The organism is Lysinibacillus sp. NPDC093712 (assembly GCF_050280025.1).
Taxonomy (GTDB): Bacteria; Bacillota; Bacilli; order Bacillales_A; family Planococcaceae; genus Lysinibacillus.
Genome location: NZ_JBNNUU010000002.1, coordinates 111,462 through 130,863, shown reverse-complemented (window position 1 = coordinate 130,863; position 19,402 = coordinate 111,462). Strand labels below are relative to the sequence as shown.

The 19,402-nt window shown below is 28.5% G+C and carries 29 protein-coding genes; 12 read left to right on the top strand and 17 right to left on the bottom strand.

The features are described 5' to 3' along the window. Positions 1-122: 122 nt before the first annotated feature. The 5 genes from ACQKNX_RS08140 to ACQKNX_RS08120 form a co-directional block, all read right to left on the bottom strand. The gene (locus ACQKNX_RS08140) at positions 123-1,355 is read right to left on the bottom strand and encodes a hypothetical protein (RefSeq protein WP_427428456.1); all 1,233 of its coding nucleotides are present in this window, start codon (positions 1,353-1,355) and stop codon (positions 123-125) included. 11 nt (positions 1,356-1,366) lie between these two features. Further along, positions 1,367-1,558 (bottom strand): hypothetical protein, encoded by a 192-nt coding sequence (locus ACQKNX_RS08135; protein WP_427428455.1) that lies wholly within the window; start codon positions 1,556-1,558, stop codon positions 1,367-1,369. A 205-nt stretch (positions 1,559-1,763) separates the two neighbouring features. Then, positions 1,764-2,111, bottom strand: coding sequence for an HU family DNA-binding protein (locus tag ACQKNX_RS08130; protein WP_427428454.1), 348 nt, complete (start codon positions 2,109-2,111; stop codon positions 1,764-1,766). 228 nt (positions 2,112-2,339) lie between these two features. Beyond that, positions 2,340-4,988 carry a hypothetical protein gene (locus ACQKNX_RS08125; RefSeq protein WP_427428453.1) on the bottom strand — a complete coding sequence of 883 codons (2,649 nt, stop codon included), beginning with the start codon at positions 4,986-4,988 and terminating at the stop codon, positions 2,340-2,342. Positions 4,989-5,189: 201 nt separating this feature from the next. Further along, a complete protein-coding gene (locus ACQKNX_RS08120; protein ID WP_427428452.1) occupies positions 5,190-5,426 on the bottom strand; it encodes a hypothetical protein in 237 nt (78 codons plus the stop codon). A 387-nt stretch (positions 5,427-5,813) separates the two neighbouring features. Between ACQKNX_RS08120 and ACQKNX_RS08115 the strand changes: the two genes are divergently transcribed. Further along, positions 5,814-6,020 carry a hypothetical protein gene (locus tag ACQKNX_RS08115; protein ID WP_427428451.1) on the top strand — a complete coding sequence of 69 codons (207 nt, stop codon included), beginning with the start codon at positions 5,814-5,816 and terminating at the stop codon, positions 6,018-6,020. A gap of 1,611 nt (positions 6,021-7,631) precedes the next feature. Here ACQKNX_RS08115 and ACQKNX_RS08110 read toward each other — a convergent pair. From ACQKNX_RS08110 to ACQKNX_RS08055, 12 genes are all read right to left on the bottom strand, one after another. Next, positions 7,632-8,768 carry a hypothetical protein gene (locus ACQKNX_RS08110; protein ID WP_427428450.1) on the bottom strand — a complete coding sequence of 379 codons (1,137 nt, stop codon included), beginning with the start codon at positions 8,766-8,768 and terminating at the stop codon, positions 7,632-7,634. Between the two features lie 301 nt (positions 8,769-9,069). Then, positions 9,070-9,513, bottom strand: coding sequence for a hypothetical protein (locus ACQKNX_RS08105; protein ID WP_427428449.1), 444 nt, complete (start codon positions 9,511-9,513; stop codon positions 9,070-9,072). 149 nt (positions 9,514-9,662) lie between these two features. Then, on the bottom strand, positions 9,663-9,863 hold the full coding sequence (locus tag ACQKNX_RS08100; protein WP_427428448.1) for a hypothetical protein: 201 nt from the start codon (positions 9,861-9,863) through the stop codon (positions 9,663-9,665). A 150-nt stretch (positions 9,864-10,013) separates the two neighbouring features. Then, entirely contained in the window at positions 10,014-10,334 is a 321-nt protein-coding gene (locus ACQKNX_RS08095; protein ID WP_427428447.1) for a hypothetical protein, read from the bottom strand. Between the two features lie 3 nt (positions 10,335-10,337). Further along, positions 10,338-10,580, bottom strand: a complete 243-nt coding sequence (locus ACQKNX_RS08090; protein ID WP_427428446.1) for a hypothetical protein — start codon at positions 10,578-10,580, stop codon at positions 10,338-10,340. Positions 10,581-10,582: 2 nt separating this feature from the next. Continuing rightward, a complete protein-coding gene (locus ACQKNX_RS08085; RefSeq protein ID WP_427428445.1) occupies positions 10,583-11,248 on the bottom strand; it encodes a hypothetical protein in 666 nt (221 codons plus the stop codon). 351 nt (positions 11,249-11,599) lie between these two features. Next, a complete protein-coding gene (locus ACQKNX_RS08080) occupies positions 11,600-11,749 on the bottom strand; it encodes a hypothetical protein (protein ID WP_427428444.1) in 150 nt (49 codons plus the stop codon). Continuing rightward, positions 11,742-12,173: a hypothetical protein gene (locus ACQKNX_RS08075; RefSeq protein WP_427428443.1), complete on the bottom strand. Its 432-nt coding sequence runs from the start codon at positions 12,171-12,173 to the stop codon at positions 11,742-11,744. The genes ACQKNX_RS08080 and ACQKNX_RS08075 overlap by 8 nt, the downstream gene beginning before the upstream one ends. 71 nt (positions 12,174-12,244) lie before the next feature. After that, positions 12,245-12,481 carry a hypothetical protein gene (locus ACQKNX_RS08070; protein WP_427428442.1) on the bottom strand — a complete coding sequence of 79 codons (237 nt, stop codon included), beginning with the start codon at positions 12,479-12,481 and terminating at the stop codon, positions 12,245-12,247. A gap of 94 nt (positions 12,482-12,575) precedes the next feature. Further along, positions 12,576-12,767 (bottom strand): hypothetical protein, encoded by a 192-nt coding sequence (locus tag ACQKNX_RS08065; RefSeq protein WP_427428441.1) that lies wholly within the window; start codon positions 12,765-12,767, stop codon positions 12,576-12,578. A gap of 39 nt (positions 12,768-12,806) precedes the next feature. Then, a complete protein-coding gene (locus tag ACQKNX_RS08060) occupies positions 12,807-13,271 on the bottom strand; it encodes a hypothetical protein (RefSeq protein ID WP_427428440.1) in 465 nt (154 codons plus the stop codon). 109 nt (positions 13,272-13,380) lie between these two features. Next, positions 13,381-13,998, bottom strand: a complete 618-nt coding sequence (locus ACQKNX_RS08055) for a DNA-directed RNA polymerase subunit alpha C-terminal domain-containing protein (RefSeq protein ID WP_427428439.1) — start codon at positions 13,996-13,998, stop codon at positions 13,381-13,383. Between the two features lie 715 nt (positions 13,999-14,713). Here ACQKNX_RS08055 and ACQKNX_RS08050 point away from each other — a divergent pair. The 11 genes from ACQKNX_RS08050 to ACQKNX_RS08000 all read left to right on the top strand — a co-directional run bounded on the left by ACQKNX_RS08050 (position 14,714) and on the right by ACQKNX_RS08000 (position 19,232). Beyond that, positions 14,714-15,040 carry a hypothetical protein gene (locus ACQKNX_RS08050; protein WP_427428438.1) on the top strand — a complete coding sequence of 109 codons (327 nt, stop codon included), beginning with the start codon at positions 14,714-14,716 and terminating at the stop codon, positions 15,038-15,040. 438 nt (positions 15,041-15,478) lie between these two features. Next, positions 15,479-15,796, top strand: coding sequence for a hypothetical protein (locus tag ACQKNX_RS08045; protein WP_427428437.1), 318 nt, complete (start codon positions 15,479-15,481; stop codon positions 15,794-15,796). Positions 15,797-15,827: 31 nt separating this feature from the next. Next, complete coding sequence (locus ACQKNX_RS08040; protein WP_427428436.1) at positions 15,828-16,040, top strand: hypothetical protein; 213 nt, start codon at positions 15,828-15,830, stop codon at positions 16,038-16,040. A 69-nt stretch (positions 16,041-16,109) separates the two neighbouring features. Further along, positions 16,110-16,316, top strand: coding sequence for a hypothetical protein (locus tag ACQKNX_RS08035; RefSeq protein WP_427428435.1), 207 nt, complete (start codon positions 16,110-16,112; stop codon positions 16,314-16,316). A 262-nt stretch (positions 16,317-16,578) separates the two neighbouring features. Continuing rightward, on the top strand, positions 16,579-16,962 hold the full coding sequence (locus ACQKNX_RS08030) for a hypothetical protein (RefSeq protein WP_427428434.1): 384 nt from the start codon (positions 16,579-16,581) through the stop codon (positions 16,960-16,962). Between the two features lie 14 nt (positions 16,963-16,976). Further along, a complete protein-coding gene (locus tag ACQKNX_RS08025; protein ID WP_427428433.1) occupies positions 16,977-17,504 on the top strand; it encodes a hypothetical protein in 528 nt (175 codons plus the stop codon). A gap of 58 nt (positions 17,505-17,562) precedes the next feature. Then, the gene (locus ACQKNX_RS08020) at positions 17,563-17,688 is read left to right on the top strand and encodes a hypothetical protein (protein ID WP_427428432.1); all 126 of its coding nucleotides are present in this window, start codon (positions 17,563-17,565) and stop codon (positions 17,686-17,688) included. A 39-nt stretch (positions 17,689-17,727) separates the two neighbouring features. Continuing rightward, positions 17,728-17,913 carry a hypothetical protein gene (locus tag ACQKNX_RS08015; RefSeq protein ID WP_427428431.1) on the top strand — a complete coding sequence of 62 codons (186 nt, stop codon included), beginning with the start codon at positions 17,728-17,730 and terminating at the stop codon, positions 17,911-17,913. Between the two features lie 37 nt (positions 17,914-17,950). Beyond that, the gene (locus tag ACQKNX_RS08010; RefSeq protein WP_427428430.1) at positions 17,951-18,121 is read left to right on the top strand and encodes a hypothetical protein; all 171 of its coding nucleotides are present in this window, start codon (positions 17,951-17,953) and stop codon (positions 18,119-18,121) included. Between the two features lie 37 nt (positions 18,122-18,158). Further along, the gene (locus tag ACQKNX_RS08005; RefSeq protein WP_427428429.1) at positions 18,159-18,521 is read left to right on the top strand and encodes a hypothetical protein; all 363 of its coding nucleotides are present in this window, start codon (positions 18,159-18,161) and stop codon (positions 18,519-18,521) included. Between the two features lie 78 nt (positions 18,522-18,599). Continuing rightward, positions 18,600-19,232: a hypothetical protein gene (locus ACQKNX_RS08000; RefSeq protein WP_427428428.1), complete on the top strand. Its 633-nt coding sequence runs from the start codon at positions 18,600-18,602 to the stop codon at positions 19,230-19,232. The last annotated feature ends 170 nt before the right edge of the window (positions 19,233-19,402 follow it).

The following is a 19,402-nucleotide window of genomic DNA, read 5'->3' as shown; positions in this document are numbered from 1 at the left end:
TGAATATAACTATGTAATTATTAATTTATATAAAATAACCGTTTTAATAAAATTTTCGACTGCTGTATGTATAAGAACATCGTAAATCTTACTTCAAATATTAAATTTTTCATATGTAATACCTATACGTAATGAATATCCTTTAGTTTATCTTTGTCATACTCGAATATTTGACTAGTTTTAACTGATCCTTCAAAGCTCATATCTCTATGCCAATCATCAGTTTTAGCACTAGTAGGTAATGTACGTACCAGAATGCCAAACTCGTCTTTAACACGTTCTGCGTGAATATGTCCACTATGTATTTCAACTGTTTTAGCTCCTACTACATAATCACGATATTCCGTTAACAGAGTTTTACTAACTCGATTTAATCCTTTTTCACCATGTAGGTTAATTAGTAATATGTTTTCCCATTTAAATAATTTCTTAATTTCTTTAGATGTATCCCATTTAATTTGTGGATACTGCTTTGATAACATTTTAACGAACATCCAAGAAATATCGGAGTCATGATTACCTGGAATATAATCTGATACTACATTCTTAGCGTTCTTTAAAGCATTTTCATAAATAATGGTATAGAATGAGTATGCTTCTTCAGTCGCTTTATCCATATCTACCGTTTCGATTTGTGTACCATTGGCAGTTTTACCGTTATGATCGTTATTATGAAGTAAATCGTTTCCGATAGGGATATAGATAGTATCGAATTTTCTACTTTCCATCCAAGTTAATGTTTCATTTAACTTCTTCTGATAATATTCACATGTATTGATGCCGAAGTGTAAATCTACAAAAGGAATTACTAATAATCTATCTGTAGACTCAGTAGGTTGCTTAATATGTATAGGTTTAATTTCTTTATTCATCTTTTCAATAAAATTATTGATATCAAATTTAACTGTCTTAGGCTTAACTGTAATTTTGCTTGAATATAAGGTTTTATCAATTGATTGATTCCAAATGGAATTTTTAGCATTCACTAATTCAAATTCTTCAATATTGAAACCATGAGCTTCTAGCATCGCATTAGAATCTAAATTTTCACCTTCACCAATACGAATAAGCTTGTCAGATGAACGAGTGCCGTCACCTTTGATTTCATTTGCTTGTCTATATGAAGGTAATTCACTCTCACCAGTTAATTTGGACTCGATATAATCTTTCCAATTAATATACTGACCGTAATCCTTTCGCCATTTAGATTCACTATAATTAGATCCGTATTCTTTATTTAAAAGAATTGTGGCATCATCAGAAGAAATACTGTAAGTATCTAAATTAGAGTACAATCGGACGTGATAATCTTTGAAACTCTCTGATTCTTTACGCTTTAAATCATAAGAAGTCATTCAATCACTCCTTAATCTTCAATTGGTTCAATAGCAGTTTCTAATTTACCTGACACAGCTACATGATTATTTAGAAATTCATCTAATTTTGCTGATAAATCATAAGTTGATTCTATGCCTTTAACGGTTTCAGTAATAAAATACTTACCATCTTCTTTTGTTAATTCTCCATTAAAACCGAATCCTTTATTTTCTTTAGCCATAATTTATATTCTCCTGTTCTCCACATGTAATTTTTAAAGTAAAAATATAAATCCATCTGCAAAATTTCAAGGAACTAATTGTTCGGATTATACAGATGGATTTATTTAATTGAAATATAAAGAATAGAGAAGGGTAGGGGAGAACCCTAACTCTAACTCCATATTGTATTTAAAACGTTTGTACGATTACGTTATGTATTGAAAATTAAGGATTAAGTTGTTTCTTTAATTTACCCAGAGGTTTGAAGCCTAATGCTCGTTTTTCAACAATGTCAATTTCAGCTTGTTTCTTAGCTTCTGCTTCAGGAACTCCTTGTTCTTTTAACTCACTAAGTAATTTAGGATTATATCCTTTACGTGCCGAACGTGTCTTATTTTCTAATTTACCAAAGTTGTGAATATCGATGTTATTGCCCTCAATTAATTGTTCACGAATAATTTCAAATACTGTTTCTACTGTAGCTTTAGATTTCTTAGTATCTAATTCAATACCCTTTACCTCTAATGCTTCTTTTGTTAGTTTGCTTAATTCTGTTACATTTAATTTTGTCATAATTTAATTTCTCCTATTCTCCATACAAATTTGTTTTATGTATTTATTTTTATAAAAATAAAGAGGGAAGACAATTACCATTATTACTTGTACTTTAGCTTATTCTTCCTTTAACGATAATTCTTCAAAAACACCTATGAACGTTGATATAACAACGTTTTGTAATATTTAAGTACATTCAAATATGTGTCAGTTGTTGGTATATCAATACTTAAAGTGATTTCTATTTCAAACATTTATTCTAGAATTTCGCATTCTCTTTTTGGTTTTATCTTTATTAATTTCTTTAGCACATTGGTCGCAGTATTTAACCTTATTATTAACAAGCACAATTCTGATACCACAAGATTCACATTGTTTAGTTCCCTTCAGGTTCTCACGAATATTATCTAATAAGATGTTCCCATAACAATTCCATAGAGTGTCTTTATTGGGGGAGTTGGAATTGTAATAAAGCTCCTTAACTAAAACGTTAGCAATTTTATTTTCATCTTTTTCAATCTTCGATAATTCATCTTTAATGTATTTATATACATAAAGTAGTCCTTCATTTCTATCTTTCATATTAGAATCTCTAATTAACCACTTTTTAGATCGATCTAATTTTCTATATGTACACACAATTTTTCTATTTACATACTCAATATCTTTACTCATTAACAATTTATAATCAAAGATACCTGCGACACTTTCAAATTTTATATTTCTATTAGGAATGACTTTCCTTAATCTGTTCACTGTACTTGAATTAATCGCTTCAACATTAATCTTTTCTTTTTTCTTTGCTTCCATAAAGAAGTATGGAACTTTACCTTTAATAGAATTCAGGATTCTATCCTCAACCTCTTTAGGACGTTTAGGCATATATAGCGTTTTAGCAAAATCAATTATATAATTATTTTCAGCAGTTAGCCACTTCACAACTGTTAAATCAATTGAGGTTGATGAGTTGAAAATTTTAGTAATATTATTACTTACTTCACCAATGTTAGCCTTGAAAGCTAATATTAAGCTATCATAAATGTTTTCATTATTAATATCTTGAGGATTTGCTGACTCCATTTCATAATACAGTGGTACAATTTCATCCATATTTCTTTCGGCAATATCAACGAAGAAATCATCTTGAATAACTAATGCCTTATCACCATCATTATCAAATTGAAGAATCTTAGATATTGGATCATGAATGCTAGTATAAATACCACTAGTAACAAACCATTTTTTCATTTCTTCATTTTTTACTACATTTCTTATACAATGCTCTTTGTACAGATGCGGGCTACGTAGTATATCTACTTTTCCTTCTTCATAAACATTACAATAGACATTTTCGTTTGAAAGTAGTCCTTTTGGATTTTCTATACCTAAAAATAGTCTTTCGCAAAAAGCATAGAGATCAGGGACTAGATAAATGTATTTTCCGTTGATTCTTAATTTACCTGCTCTAGCATCATTCACCATAGACTTCTTCTTATCTTTAATTATCTTTTTTGAATGTTCGTCGTTTAACATTTCTGGATACAACATTAATGATTCCTGATAATAATTTTTACGTTTATTATTTTTCGTCGCACCTAGAACTCTAAGCATAGTATCTTTATCTTCTCCTATTGATAAAATATCCTTTACAGTAGGCTCTACTAGTACCTTTAATTCTTTATCTGTAATATCAGTTAATGTTTGTAGCATTTGATAATTAAGTGTGGCATTTTCTCCGATATCTTCTTCATTCAATTTTACAGCTTGGCATTTATTATCTTTAAATCTTTTCTTATAATCATCCCAATCATCATAATATGACTTCATTTTAAATTGAGACTTAGTGAATATTACTTGAATATCATCTTCAATGATGTCCCATACCTTACCGTAAATATCCTTCACTTTAGTATTTCTGTTATCTTCTTTGACGAAATCATCAAAAGGGAAGGGGACTAGTAAACCTTTCACATAAGGTAACCTAACCATAAATGACTTCTTAGATTTCTTTGGTAAAATCATCCCACATCCATCTGTATGTTCAATTGTTACACTTCTCATTTTTCTTGTTATCTCATATGTATTTCTGTCAATGTAGTCAAATAGGGCATTAACGCTTGTTTCTAAGTCTGGCACAACAATAGTTTTATCGATATCAAAGTCATACCATTTTACACTTGCTGAAGCAGTTAAAGCCTTGTAAGCTAAAAGTTTATTAACATTACATCCACCCTTATCATTTATCTCTTTAATACTTAGTCCGCAGGTTAATGCACCTTCATGACTGTCCCATAGACTCTCTTTAATAAATACAGCTTTCTTAGTTCTGATCTGACCTGCACTAGAAGAGAAATAAATGTATTTCTCTCCGTTATAAATAAAACCATCATTAATGATGTTATTAAGTATCTCGAAATAAAATGCTCTAATAACGAATAAGTCAGTGGATAATTCATTTACTTTCATTCCAATTGTGCGAGTCAAAGCAGAGTCAAACATTCCAATTTTCTTATTATTATTTAAGGTATCATTATTTAATTCACGGACACCTTTGAAATTACCAAATCCATTCTTTAGCTTCTCTTTATTAAGTTTAATGTGATCATTTACAACTTTGCTTCTTTTACGTAGTTCTTTAAGTCTCATTTTAAGTAATTTTTCATAAACATATAATTCGGGAACTTTTTCAAGACTGTCATTTTTTTCTCTTAATTCGTTTAATTCTTTATTTATTATATTTTTGTTATCATTGCATTTATCGATTTCAGTTTTGATTCTTTTCTTTAGCATATGACATTTCAATAATCTCTTATGTATTTTATACTCTGCATCTGTATAGAAGCACTCTGTACCAATGCTATATATGTAAACTTGTTTTTCTAAAGCGTTTGTCAATAAATCAAATCTCCCTTCAAACTGCGAATTATGTATTTATAAAATTATTATTAAAACTTAACTTCAACTATTTCATCATACGTTTTTTAATTAATTCCAATTGACTTAAGAAGACTTAATAATCTCTCTATATTGAGTGCCATAACTCATCTTACAACGCTGTATGATTTCCAAGTAATATAATTTCAATATGTATTCTTATTAAAACTTTTCATTATGTAAGTTAAACATATTTCGCTTAATTTTCTTCAAATGACTACGTTTAACTTTTCCATAATGTTTAATATCATTGTAAGCATCTAATTCATAATCTTTATTCATATGCATACTGATAACTTCCTCTAGATAATGCATTACTTCATAGTTACTAAAATGATCTCCTTTAGCCTTATTCATTTCAAATACCTCTGCGTTAATTGTTTCGTAATTCTTCATCATTGATTAATTCTCCTTTATATTATGTATTTATTTTCTTATTTTACATCCTAATAATATCCCATAAATTTTTAAAGTGACAGTGGTAGATTAAAATAAATTTATTTTCTATTAAATGTAAATATATTGTCGAAATCTGTTGAATTATAAGTTATGTGTTAGAAATATTTTATCAAATGTTGTATGATATATAAGTAACTCTCAAAGATGTCAGACATATGATAGTAGATAATATATATATAAAATTGGAGTTGAAATGAGGTAAATTATAAATTCACTACACAGGTAATAATGTAGAAAAATCTATATTTTTTGGTAATTTTTATTGCATTTTATAGAAAATTTACCAATAATTATATTAAATATAGTTAAAGAGGAGTGGCAATAATTATGAAAAACATGGAAATAGTAAGTTTGAAAGATGATGATAAAAATTCTGCTATATTGCTAACACTAATAAGTAAATTATCTATAACTAGACCAGAGGATTCACTACAATTATTAGCAATGTGTGCTAAAGATGATCTGCCTAAATCTAAAATATTGGAATATACAATAAGAGTGATAGAAGATAAAGATAATTTTATATCAAATTAATATTATAAATGTAGGAATTTTATTATCAGTGAATCACTAAGGTTGATTATTTATTAAAACTTCATATATATTTAAGCTCGAATTGACGATTACTAAGGGAAAAGTATCTATTCGTGAATCATCGTGTTATTTGACTGATTTATAGTTGAATTATTCAATGATCATAAGGGTATATACATGGACTTATCGTTAATATTCGAGCTATTTTTGTGAGATCAAATATTGATGAAAGTTAGGATAATACTCAATGTTTATATGGTTATATGAGCTTTTCAAATGAGTAGGGGATATATACTCGTGTAACTTTACTCGTAAATATACAATGTTTATAAGGGTTATAGAGTGATAAATAGGGTGGAATTAGGTTGAAACAGATGAATCGTGACTATATTCCTAGTGTGCAATATGTAGTATTTATATGGATATGTACGATATTTTACGAATACAAAAACGAGTAAGATGAATAATTGAAAATAGGTAAGTTGTACTAATTTTAGGTATATTGGATTATTAAAGTTGAGAGAGGGGAAATAGTGATGAAATATTTGATACGGTCTGTGGATAGATGTGGTAGCAGACAATTCCATGACCATTAAATATTTCAAGATGTAAACATACCCCCCCCATATCCAGTGTCTATAAGGATATAATGTATATTATTTTACCTTATAATTTCCACTATATACCACTACACACTACTTAACACTACTACATAATACGAACATATGTACGTACTATACTGGATAATTATAATATTACTAATTCACAATTTTAACTTTATATAAATCAGCAGTGGTGGATACATTTGTTATATTCGATATATAACAGTTCGTGTGTGGTCGAGGTCTTTATATTACAGCATCCAACATTCCTACCTGTTTATAAGTTGTGGATAACCTGTTGATAACTAACTATAATTGTGTATAACTTTTCCTATCCATCCAACAAAAAAAGAGTAACCGATACGGCTACTCAAGTATCAATTCACTATTCATCATCTCTATACATCCTTACCTCGTTTAATTACAATTACAACTCTAACTATAAATAATAGTACTACAACACAATACAAGCCAATTACAATCCAATCTGGAGCACTCAAATTGCTGAAGTCAATCCATTGATACATCATGAACGGAATGAATAGAATAAAAAATATGTTTAAATAACCGATTTTGTTTGGCATAATGTAAGCGGATATGTTAATATGTTATCAATAGAGAAGGGGTTTCCCCCTTCGTACTACTTGCGACTTTTCTTCTTCTGCTTTTGCTGAGGCTTAGAAGGAAGTCGCTTTTTGCTTGTCCTCATATCGTGTATGTCTTTTAAGGAAGAAGTAATTCCTTTTAAGATTGCCACTAGAGAACCCGCAATCATGATAACATGTTCTATATCCACTGTTTTTCAACTCCTTTCCTTTATCTATCTTAATTATACAATACCATCCATATAAAATCAATAAGTTTTATGTAATTATTTAATTATTTTTTAAAATAAAGTAACACCTTGCTACTATGTAATGTATAGTCACGATTCATCTATTTTTTATAATTGTTGACAGTTTCAGAACCATTAGTAATATATAGTAGTGAGGTCTAAAAGTGTCAACTTTTATAATAGACTATCTAACACTTCACATTCTACTATATCAACCTTCAATGAATCACCATTATGTATATCTATTAGGCTGTTACCTATAGTATTAATATTATCAACGTAGTCATTTTCTATTCTATATTCTTTCTTTGTGTGACCTAGCTTTATTAATTGTTCTATTGCTTTTTCATATCGCTTATTGCTATTTTCATCTATCCTTAACCTAACTTTTAAATTGAGTTGGTCTTGTGTTTCTCGCAATTGATACTTAGATAATAATTTGTGTTTCTGTTTAGCTAGTTCATTTACATCATATGTATATCTGTTTGCTTTATATGCTTTCTTGATATTTAGTTTCTTAAGCAGTATATCTGATACATCTTGATAATAATTATTTATTTTACCACTTAAAAATACCTCTTGTATATTGTCTGCCTTATATTTACTCTCCAGTATAAACCTTTCAACTTTTAATATATATTCTCTTTCTTCGTCTGTTGCAGGTCTGTATATCTCTTTAGGTTTAATATTTTTATTTATATATGTATCAGTAGCTTCATCATAAGCAAATACATCATTAAAATTCACATGACCAGTAGGGGTTATTTGAATAGAGGTATCAATAAATTTAACCATCATGACTGTTTCATGTATTAGTAGTTTCTTACTCGTTAAACGTTTGGTGACTGTATTCAATGCACTCTTAAACGTTGCATTGGTTGTATCATAAAAGTCTATAACGTAACCGATATCCATATCTAACATTTTAGATAGCTTGCTACGATCCATGAAGTACTTGTGATAGTTAGGATTAATTATACATAACTCTAACATTAATTTACTACTGGATAATACTGTTTGATTATCGTACTTCCTTATTAATAAATCCAATAGAAGTATTTCCATTTCATCAATAAAGGGAAGTAGGTTATTACTTTTCCTATTATCCTGTTTAGCTTTTACCGATTCATGTATTTCTTTTATTATAAATTTATTACCTTGTTTATCATAAGTGAAATACCTTTCCCAATCAATGAGTTGATATTTCTTACTGTCTCCACCTTTAACTATTTCATCTAATGCAGTACACAATTCCTTGTAGTTCTTAAATACGTCTCCAACTTTAATGTTATCTAATTTAATATTAATCATCCTTTTCTTATGTAATTTATGTAGCAGGGTAGGGAAGCGGTGTAATTTATCATCTCAAATCCTATTCAAATAAATATCATCCCTTTCTTTATAATTTAAACGCAAAAAGAAACCACGGTTAAAGTGGCTCTAAATTTCCCTATACTATAATATCTCGCATTGTATTAAGTAGCTAGTCAAGATATATATAATTATTTAAATAAAATACACATATTAAAAGATGAGTAGGGTAGTTGTATGATTCAAATTGTTTGAGAGTGTTATAGCAGACAAAGAAAAAGAGAACCGTATTGGCTCTCATTTACGATATCCTTTGGAATAGATTAACTAGTGTAGTATTTACATCATTCTTTTTAACTTCTCCTTCGACTGCTTTAATCATTAAGAGTGTGTGCAATTCTAAGAATTCATGTTTAGGAATTTTGTTTTTACTTTCTTTATATATTTGTTTTATTTCTTCTAATGATAACTCAAGAATGTAACTTACTGTATCTTGCTTTTGTTTATATTGTTCTTTATCTTTCTTTCGCATTAACTCTTCTTTGTTTAATTCTAAAGCTAAATCCTGTGAAACACTGATAAAATCCTTTACTCCTTTGATATAGTAGGGAATCATTCGACCACTTTCTAAATGCTCTTTAATCATTAATTCATGTGCATTATGTGGATTAAGTTTTGTTTGTAATAAATAATATGTAATGTCATTTTTCATTCTAAACATTTCTTCTTTTGTTCTTCTAGTCATTATAAAAACTCCTTTTAATTTATGTATTTGTATTATTATACAATATCTGAATTATATTTCAAGTTATTTATGTATTTATTTAAATAAAATGCAACTATTAAGAAAGGAAAAAGAGTATCAATGGACACTCTTTTGATTTAAATCAATTATTAGATTTCACAATTGTATTTTTTGTTTAGCTTTTCTACATATTCTATTTTCTCTTCCTTGTCCCATGTATTAGAGAAGTGTGCAACATTACATAGGCGTACATTGTCATAAATTCTAGTTTCTGAAGATTGAGGGCTTACTTTTTCTAAAAAGAAACGAGTTTTATTTTTTTGTCTAAAAGTTGTAGTTGCGTTCATCATGATTAATGATCCCCTTTATGGCTACTAGGTAGCACTTGTTTTATTTGTTAAATTAAGTATAACTGATAACAATATAAAAAACAATACTTTATTGTTTATTTATTTAATTAAATTTCACGACAAAAAAGAGTACTTATAACTTTTAACTACTCAAAAGTATTTAATTATCTTATACACTCGGTTATTTTTAAATGTAACCTTATATTCTGTATCTGACTTTCTAATCAATTCAACCACTTGACCATTTAGCAATGCCAAACCTTTTAAGGTTTCTTCTATATCATATTCACTAGCCGTTATATATTGTACATTTAAACCTTGTTGAAGCGGTACACATCTCCATTTTTCAAACTTAGCTTTATTTTGCAAGGGAGGGGAATGCTCATCTATTTTATCTATAATACTTTGTTTAAAGATGAGTAAGCGATCCATAAAACTAATGTGACCGTGAAACTCTTTACGTGTAGTCATAAGCTACACTGTCAACAACTTAGATTGTAATTGTATAATAGTATGCTCTGTCTTTTCTTTAGCAGTGAAAAGGCAACCAGTAGCATTATAAGTTTCTTTATATACGCTAGCAATCATTAATTGTTCAGTTAATGTTAAAGAGTGAAAAAACATTTCATTAATGAATACACAATCTAACATTGTATTGTCTTTCGTCAACATTATAGAAGCTGTTTCAGTTACAATTTTCACATTAATATTTGACATGGTTAAGCCTCCTTAATATTTAAACTTGCAAAAGGTTCTTTATTTGTTGTCGCTGTTGCATCGGTAATAAAGCTAGGATCAAAACAACCGTACATAGATTGAGTTACGGTAACATCCTTATCAGTACTAATTGTATGACTGGCTTTGTTATCTATATCAATCCATCCATCATAAATCGATATTTGTTCACTACCTATAATAATGTTTCTGTAATTAGTTCTTTTACGTTTCGGTTTGTGAATAATATTTAATGACTCGCTATACTGTGCATACGGTTTATTTTCTGCACTTGTAATAGTCGTATGAATTACAATAGGGAAGCCGAAATCATTAAACTTTAGAATAGTTACTTTTTGACCTTTACGCTCATTAATTGTATTTGCAGTAATATCAATTTCAGATAAACGAGCAAAATGATTATTTGTTGTATAGTCTGATAGGATAGGGATGATATAGCTATTTGGATACTCACTAATAAACGCTTCTAATTCGCTTGCATTGATCTTCACTTTATGTTTGATAAGTTGGTTCATAAATTCATTATCAACCTGTACACGTTCTTCTGGCGACATATCACGGTAAGACTTTACGAAGTTGACACTTGTCGATGCCTCTGCAAAAAGATCAATGATTAAATCGAATTTATTTGTAATCGTTAAAGTTGTCATTATATTCATCTCCTTAGATTTAATGTTAGCCTTAATAACTGATTGTTTATGGGTTAGTCTCATTTGTTTAACCACCTTCATATTATGTGTAATTATTTAATTAGCGTTTAAAAGTTAAGCAACTACTAGAGTTACTTTAAAACTTTCAATAAAAAGCATATTTTATTTAACTGTTTTCGGACTTAAAATCTAATCTAAATAAATAACTATGTATAATTAGGTGTTACTGTTTATTTACTTAGATTAGATTTTAAGCAGTCAACTAATTGACTCGTTACTATTTCCTTAAATTAATAATACTACGACCACCCTTTTTAGTCAATTAATTTTGTGTAATTATTTAATTAAAAGTTATAAGAAACCTTTTACCAATATGAACATAGCTATTGATAGGGTATTAAATGTAATTCCAAATTTATAGTATGATCTTTTTTCTTCTGGCGTTGCTTCATCATCAATCCAAAAATAATTATCGATAACAATAGTTAACTTTTTAATCAATTTCATAACTCCTCACTTTCATTTTAAGTAGGGTAGGGGTTTTGCTTAAAATGGTTAAATTATTAACTTCTTCGATTTTCACTAATTCCCACAGTGTATCATCTGTAAATGTACCAATAAACTTTTTACCGTGGTGTAGGGAAGGGGTATCTATTTTAAAATTGCTATCAACTAAGTAATCATTTAAACCAACATAAATAACATTTTCAAATTCAGCTTTTGGATCAAGGAAATAATGTCCGGTATCATTACTGTACATGTAATATAATTCAGTTTGATTAGTTTTAAGACCATTTGTAGTTACCTGTGTACATTTATTGATTGTAGTATTAGATTCCCTTGCAACTGCATCGGCACTAATTGTTGATAGAGTGAATAGTGATAATACAATAATAGTTGATAATAAGATATTTTTAATTTTCATTTTGTTTAACCGTCCTTTTATAATTATTTTATTATTTTGTAAAGAAAGGGGAGATAACATCTCCCACTGTTTTATGACAATACTAATTTTCCATCCTGTGCTACATATGTAGTCGTAGTTGTCCAATTACAGATAAAACGTAAGCCACATGAATTATTCCATACTTTTTCTAATTGATCAATTCCTATAATTTCATAACCTGTATCTATTGCTTCATTTCTATCATTTTCACTTTCCAATAAATAAATTTTGTGGCATCTGTCATAGGCAAGTAGGGTAGATGTAACTTCTAAATTATTAATTTTCATAGTATGTTTCCTCCAATAGGTATATTTTGTTTAATTTTACCACATATTGTCGAAGGTACATATCCATTTTATAATATTTACTTATTACTGAAACTTAATTTATAACACATTTTGAAAATCTAGAATATAATTTTATACGTTTCTCAAATGTTGAAATAGCTTTGTCAAGGAAGGTAATTGTTTCTGGATAACTGGTAACACTTGTAACAACTTGATAATTACCTTCACATTCGACTAACTCTATAGTAATTCCATTTTTAAGAACTTCTTTTTTTAAAGTTTTCATTTTTCAATTCCTCCAATTTTTATAAAATAGTATTAGTGTTTAAACTACAGCGCTAATTTTTCGCTCCGCTGTTGATATTATACATTTAATATTATTGATCGTAAGATTCCAGTTGTGCGCTAATAGCTTGTTTCGCTTGTCTGTTAACTTGTCATTAAGCTTTACCATTGCATCTGATAATAACTGTTTAACGTTGCTTAATTGTTGTGTAGCTTGCTGATAATCGTTTTTAGCTGTTGATACTGCACTAGAAGCCAGTTCTTTAAAGTAAGAAACAAGTTGTACAGTTGTTGAATTCTCTATTTCTAATTCACTGCATTGTGTATTTATTTCTTTTAATTTAGATTCAGTAAAATAAGCTGTTAACATACTAATAATTTCATCTTTACGCATCTTACGTTTTTCTTCGCGGTTATACCAAGCTAAACCTTCCTTGTTTGCCTCCGCTTGTAATTCCTTTGCTGTCATACCAGATAGAGCGCTAATCTTATTTTTCAATTTCATTTTGTTCCCTCCTAAGTGTTTATGTATTTTTTCTTACAACCTCCCACGGAAGGGTGGGAACGCTCACAGCCTAATGTCTGTTTATACTCGCTGTGACGAGTTAGTTTGACTATGCAAATTTAATATTTAAAATCTGTTCTATTTCATTTAAAGAACTTCTTCCTAAATTTCTAACTCGCATCATTTCGTCAAGAGTAGCATTTTTAACTTGTTGAATTGTATCATATCCAGCACGTTTCAAGCAGTTAAATGAACGAATAGAAAGTTCTAAACAATCAATAGGACGGTCGTCATCGTTTGCTTGACTAATGATATCGATATATAATGACATGAATTTATTTTCTATTTTTAAATTTCGGCTTTCTTGTTCTGCTTTATCGACATATCCAACATGTCCATAATATTCAAATTCTGAAGCTTTAATAATAGCAACTAATTCATTTTGTATATATTCTTCTTTAGATGAAATTCGAGAAATTGTATCTTCAATTAATTCGTTAATACGTTTTGTATTGTCTGTGTCTATAAACTCACGAACAGCGAAGTATTCAACTTCTTTATTTACTGGATTGAATGTTACGATAGTAGCAATAAATGAACGATCATATCTAGTTTGACCATATGAGTTATACTCTCTTGATGTAAAATCTACAGCCGATTGAATAGAGTTTTTAAAACCTTGAGAAGTAACAACTATAATATTTTCAGCAACATTAAATTTTTTCATTTTAAGTTCCTCCTATTAAGTAAGCACTTTATAAAATAACCTATGCTCATATCGTCGCTACTTTCTTACATTGTACGCTCACACTTGGTAGTGGTCTTGGCGACTAGGTGACTTTACAAAGCACTTACTTGATTTATGTATTTGTTTGTATTTCTTAACTGTCTTTATCTTACCATCCGTTTATTATATCCGTCAACACTTTTATGTAATTATTTAATTAAAGTGGATAAAAGATTTTTTATAAACGTTTAGGGGTAAGGCTATTTTGAGATCAATTTAGGTAACTGCAATGAGTTTCTTCATATTAAAAGAGATTTTTCAAATTGAATAGTTGCACAGATCGATGTATTAGCTAATATTCGCTACCCATTATAAAAGAAATGAAAGTGTAAAGAATGAAGCATCTAGCAAGAATAATAAAATAAATGTAAAAAAATACTATTGTATCTTACTAGTATCTTATGTATAATTTATTTATAGCTTATAAGTAAGTTAAATTTTATCAAAAAGTCAAATATATATGTAAAGCCTAGAAAACACTTGATGTTTTGTACTATTGTTCGGAACTTTGAATAACAAAATACATAAAAATGTAATTTTTTATTAATAAAATGAATAAAGTATTAAAAATAATCTAATATTACAATTAATCAAGATAAGTTGTATGGTACAATTTAAGTTACTAAATATATAAATTTAAAAGGAGATAATGAAAATGATGAATCAATTAAAATTGGTTGTTAACAATTCTACGGAGTATGGTACAGGAGTAAATTACAATAAATACGAGGTGTATAATACTCTATTGCAAATGAGCAATGAAGTTAGAGAGGAATGTATAAATAATATAAATACAGAGTATGGGTTTGAATTAGTGGATAAATACGATTTTGCTCGATACGAAATTTCAGTAAATAATTCAGATGATGAAATTGAAGTACCACCCTTATTTGCACCAACCTTTACTAAGGAAGAAACTGATTACTATAAAGATCAAATGAAAGAACTTCAAAAGGGGTATATGAAGCTGTTAGCAAACTAATTTCGTGATTTAGTGATAATCACTGATGAAATTGTGGTTGCTTTATCTAAGTAAAAATCAAAACTGTAGAATTAAAAAATCAAAATCGTAGAATTTTACATTTTGAAAATTAGAATTTGTAAAATTTTTGATTACGAAAAATATAGAAAAATAGAATCTTGATTTATTAATTGTATGATTTTGAAAAAAATGAAATTAGTAGAAACTTATACTAAAAGTATTTTGAAAAAGAAAGTTGTAGTAAATGATTAAATAAATACACAATTTTTATTGACTTTAATTTCAACCGTATGGTAATCTTAGGTTAAGAAAAATGGTAGCTTCAACTAACTATAAATACTAATTTAAATTTGTAGTTGGGAGTTGTATACCATTAACAGGTAAAGTAAAATTAATCTATAAAAGTATAATATTATAAAAAATAAGGAGGAATGAATAATGGAAACGAAAGAACGCATCTTACATTTGTTACTGCAAAAAGGATTTAAGTTTAGATTCTATGAGGATCAAAAATTACATTTCTATACAAAAGAAATCACAGAACCTTTAATAGTCAAATGGTTCGCTAAAGAGAACAGTGATTTAGAAGAAGGCTATGATTTTACTAACGTTACAGTAACGATTGAGATAATGGATGATTTCAAAAATGCTCAATATGTATTTATTAATGGTGCAGAAAAACATTATCAATATGAAAACTTAGCAGAGTTTAAAGAAATGTTGGAGAAGTTACCCAATCAAATTGAGTTACGTTAATTGAGTAATAATAAAAAATGGAGGAATGATTATGGTTAAAAAATTCAATGTTTATGAAATCAAAAGAAGTATTAACGAGTGCTTAGACTTTGGCTATGATATTACAGAAATTCGTATTAATGAAAAGCTTTTTGAGGCAATTATGAAACGAAAAAAGAATAAAAATGATACTGAATTATTTTGTTGCCCAATGATTCCTTGTGGTACAACAGAAACATTTGAACTTATGATTAATGGAGAATAGTTGAATAATATCAGCATTTTATAAAAGATCAACAACTAAAAAATCTATAAGAATGAGAGGTTAAATATTATGAATTTTAAAGAAAAAATTTTGGATTTAAACGAGAATGACTTACAAAGAGTTTATGAAATTGCGAATAGCAAAGACATTTATAGCGAGTTTCTGATGGATACTTTTGAATTAGATGGCAGTTTTACGAATTCACAGCTTGAAGATATATCTAAAGTTTGTAAAGAAGTAAGTGAAATTAAACAGTTTTCGTTAGAAGAAAAGTAGTTCGCAGAGGTGAGTATAAATGAAGAATGTTGTTAGTTCCTAGATTTAAATACTGATAAATTTATTACATTAGATTTTACTTCGAAGAAAGATGCAGAAGCGAAATATAAAGAAATAAAAATGATAAAAACTGTATATCTGAGCTAATGATGAGCAAAAGTGACTATGAGCAACTTGAATCAGATTTAGCTGAAAATGAAGAATTATATGATGATTTTTAGTCAAAGAAGTCTATCATTAAAAAACGATAAGGAGATACTTTATGGCAGATATCGGATTTGGAGTTAGTGATGATTACCTAAGTGAATTTCAAAAACATTCAATGGAAGGATATATCACTTCGTATACTTTAGAAATAAACTTTTTCGATGAAGTAGAAGTAATTGGTGTTATTAATATAATTTTTGATGTAATAGGATATGGAGTGGAAGGTTTCGATGGAGGTATTGATGTTTCATATCAGGTTATGTATTTTAAAGACCCATTAAACAAAGATGATTATCTAGATGATAACGAAGCTTTCATTTATATTTTCTCAAACTATGGAAGCGATATAATGACAATAATTGACTTAGCTTATGATGCTTTAGATGATTTTTATACAAAAGGTACTCCATTGAGTCAATTTGCAAAGCACTTCAAATAGGTTTGTTATAAGAGATGAAAGATGGTGAAATTATGACTGAAAAACATGATGTAATAATTGACCCAAGAAAAGAATCATATTGTTTTACATTTAGTAGACATGATTGTTATAAACTTGCTACAGGTAGATGCACATTTGAATTAACCGATGAAGAATATGAAAAAGAAAATGCTAAAAGCAATTCTCCATATAACTACCACTATAAAGCTCGTGTTGGGTATTGTCGCGGACTTTTAGAAAAAATGAGAGATGGTGGTGATATCTCAGCAACTAAACGTACAGGCATTTATGCTCATAGTAATGCATGTGGGCATATGACACTTTCAAGCGGACAGCATCGTTCATGTATAGCAAAGAAAAATCAATTACCAAAGTTACACCTTAATACCTTAGGAGACAACGGAGAGTATTTATGTCGCTCTTGTTATATTGAAAAAGATGAAGCACAAAAACAAAGAAGCTTTTGGGATAATTTTAAAAGAAAGAAAAAAGAGAATATAAATAAAGATGTGCCTATTGATATTACAGATGATAAGTTATAGATCCTTTATTATTAGTTCGATATAAAATAAAACAGTGATTTTAAAGGAGGGGGTAAATATGCAAACAAGTACTAAAGTAAAAAGTGAAATTGGTCGTATCGTACAGAATTTTATTAATCAAGGTTATAAAAATATTGATGTGAGTTTTAACAATGGACAGTGGACTATTACCGCCAAACATTGATGTTATAAAATGAAGTTATTATTGAAAGGAGAAATCGAAATGGATATTTACATTATTGAAACTAAAAATGGCACATATTCATCAATTGGCGAATCAGAGCATAGTGCAAAAATTAACTTTACAATTAGTTTTCCAAACGAAAAGATACGTAAAATAAAAAAGTATGATGAGAAAGCATTTCAAATTTCACATTTACTTTTAATTGACGAGTATTTTGAGGATTAATAAAATAGAACTATTATTAAAGGGAGAGAAAACGATTATGAAATTCGAAGTTCAGTATGAGCAAAAGTCTAATCGTATAATGTTGGTTGAGGCTAATTCATTGGAAGAGGCTAAGAAGAAAGCATTTGATGGCGATTATGAAGATGATTGGGAAGAGGATTCTTCGGAATTTAGAATTCTTGACATTAAAGAAAGTTCAATTAAATAAAACACATCTATTATTGAAATATGAAGGAGTAGAATTAATGAAAAAGGATTATTTTGATGCATTAGAGGAAGTTTATACCAAAGGTGGTATAGGGAATACGCTTATGTGTGAATTTCATGAAAAACGTGAAGCCGGTGGGAGTGAAAGTCAATTTGCAAAGCTCGCTGTATACGTGGAGTGGAAATACGGAATTACATGCACAAAACAACTAAAAACAGAACACATATATGAACTTTTAGAGCTTTTAAGGGAGAACGGCTTTAAGGATACAACTCTTAAAGGCTATATATCGGCTTTTAGACAAGTTTGTAAGTGGAATAAACACTTGTTTTTGGAGAATTTTGAGTCACCATCAAACTCAGGATTTGAAAAATGGTCAGAATTAGAAATGTCTAATTAATGAGATGAAAGTAGTAGAGATTGATTAATTTTGCACTTTATATTTAAAATAGAAAATACATAAAAGGAAATTGAATATATGATTAAGGAGAAATTAATATGGCTACAGATACCAACTGAAATTGTACGCAATATAGGATTTAATGTTGATGAAAAGTCATTCGCTGTTTATGCGTATTTACTTTATCAGAAATTCCGATCTCATGATAAGAATAATAATGTGATAAATATAAATCACAACAAAATGAAAGATGGTCTAGGGATAACAGATAATCGCACAATAAAGAATTCATTTAATATATTACATAATCAAGGCTTAATAAAAGAAAAAGTAATAAAACTTCCTATCAATAAGGAATTAAAGGTTACATTGTTACGACCATACGATGACAATTGGTTTACTCAGCTACCTTTAAACTTGAATTTATACCTAGATAGAATTGGACTGATAGGTTATAGACTTATGTATTATTACGAGTCATACATAAATAGAAACGTGATATCGAAAGACTACTGCTTTCCTTCATACGAAACAATACTATCTGATTTAAAAATAAGTGATAAAACTTTAACTAGATATAATAACCGATTAAAGAAGGAAAAGTTAATATCCATAACAAAACACCAAGTACATTTTGACAACCCATTCGATGACAATATATTTGATAAATACAATAATCACTATAGGGTAAATTTATTTAATATAAAATGAGAAGAAAAAGTAGAAGAGAAAGAAGAAAATTAACCTACGATTCGCATTTTCCGATTAGGAAATTGTGGGCGTATATACTGTTTCTTATTGTATCTTTTGTATATTATGTATCTTATTCTTTATACACCGTATTTCATGCAACCTTTACTCGTAATCCTGTCCTTAGAAGT

Coding starts and splice junctions, on each gene's coding strand:
- ACQKNX_RS08060 (WP_427428440.1), bottom strand. CDS start 13,271: ATGAAATTGAAAAATAAGATTAGCGCTCTATCTGGTATGACAGCAAAG.
- ACQKNX_RS08130 (WP_427428454.1), bottom strand. CDS start 2,111: ATGACAAAATTAAATGTAACAGAATTAAGCAAACTAACAAAAGAAGCA.
- ACQKNX_RS08045 (WP_427428437.1), top strand. CDS start 15,479: ATGGAAACGAAAGAACGCATCTTACATTTGTTACTGCAAAAAGGATTT.
- ACQKNX_RS08075 (WP_427428443.1), bottom strand. CDS start 12,173: ATGAAAATTAAAAATATCTTATTATCAACTATTATTGTATTATCACTA.
- ACQKNX_RS08010 (WP_427428430.1), top strand. CDS start 17,951: ATGAAATTCGAAGTTCAGTATGAGCAAAAGTCTAATCGTATAATGTTG.
- ACQKNX_RS08035 (WP_427428435.1), top strand. CDS start 16,110: ATGAATTTTAAAGAAAAAATTTTGGATTTAAACGAGAATGACTTACAA.
- ACQKNX_RS08055 (WP_427428439.1), bottom strand. CDS start 13,998: ATGAAAAAATTTAATGTTGCTGAAAATATTATAGTTGTTACTTCTCAA.
- ACQKNX_RS08005 (WP_427428429.1), top strand. CDS start 18,159: ATGAAAAAGGATTATTTTGATGCATTAGAGGAAGTTTATACCAAAGGT.
- ACQKNX_RS08065 (WP_427428441.1), bottom strand. CDS start 12,767: ATGAAAACTTTAAAAAAAGAAGTTCTTAAAAATGGAATTACTATAGAG.
- ACQKNX_RS08030 (WP_427428434.1), top strand. CDS start 16,579: ATGGCAGATATCGGATTTGGAGTTAGTGATGATTACCTAAGTGAATTT.
- ACQKNX_RS08100 (WP_427428448.1), bottom strand. CDS start 9,863: ATGATGAACGCAACTACAACTTTTAGACAAAAAAATAAAACTCGTTTC.
- ACQKNX_RS08000 (WP_427428428.1), top strand. CDS start 18,600: ATGATTAAGGAGAAATTAATATGGCTACAGATACCAACTGAAATTGTA.
- ACQKNX_RS08090 (WP_427428446.1), bottom strand. CDS start 10,580: ATGTCAAATATTAATGTGAAAATTGTAACTGAAACAGCTTCTATAATG.
- ACQKNX_RS08095 (WP_427428447.1), bottom strand. CDS start 10,334: ATGACTACACGTAAAGAGTTTCACGGTCACATTAGTTTTATGGATCGC.
- ACQKNX_RS08120 (WP_427428452.1), bottom strand. CDS start 5,426: ATGATGAAGAATTACGAAACAATTAACGCAGAGGTATTTGAAATGAAT.
- ACQKNX_RS08115 (WP_427428451.1), top strand. CDS start 5,814: ATGAAAAACATGGAAATAGTAAGTTTGAAAGATGATGATAAAAATTCT.
- ACQKNX_RS08070 (WP_427428442.1), bottom strand. CDS start 12,481: ATGAAAATTAATAATTTAGAAGTTACATCTACCCTACTTGCCTATGAC.
- ACQKNX_RS08015 (WP_427428431.1), top strand. CDS start 17,728: ATGGATATTTACATTATTGAAACTAAAAATGGCACATATTCATCAATT.
- ACQKNX_RS08110 (WP_427428450.1), bottom strand. CDS start 8,768: ATGATTAATATTAAATTAGATAACATTAAAGTTGGAGACGTATTTAAG.
- ACQKNX_RS08105 (WP_427428449.1), bottom strand. CDS start 9,513: ATGACTAGAAGAACAAAAGAAGAAATGTTTAGAATGAAAAATGACATT.
- ACQKNX_RS08025 (WP_427428433.1), top strand. CDS start 16,977: ATGAAAGATGGTGAAATTATGACTGAAAAACATGATGTAATAATTGAC.
- ACQKNX_RS08050 (WP_427428438.1), top strand. CDS start 14,714: ATGATGAATCAATTAAAATTGGTTGTTAACAATTCTACGGAGTATGGT.
- ACQKNX_RS08040 (WP_427428436.1), top strand. CDS start 15,828: ATGGTTAAAAAATTCAATGTTTATGAAATCAAAAGAAGTATTAACGAG.
- ACQKNX_RS08020 (WP_427428432.1), top strand. CDS start 17,563: ATGCAAACAAGTACTAAAGTAAAAAGTGAAATTGGTCGTATCGTACAG.
- ACQKNX_RS08135 (WP_427428455.1), bottom strand. CDS start 1,558: ATGGCTAAAGAAAATAAAGGATTCGGTTTTAATGGAGAATTAACAAAA.
- ACQKNX_RS08140 (WP_427428456.1), bottom strand. CDS start 1,355: ATGACTTCTTATGATTTAAAGCGTAAAGAATCAGAGAGTTTCAAAGAT.
- ACQKNX_RS08085 (WP_427428445.1), bottom strand. CDS start 11,248: ATGACAACTTTAACGATTACAAATAAATTCGATTTAATCATTGATCTT.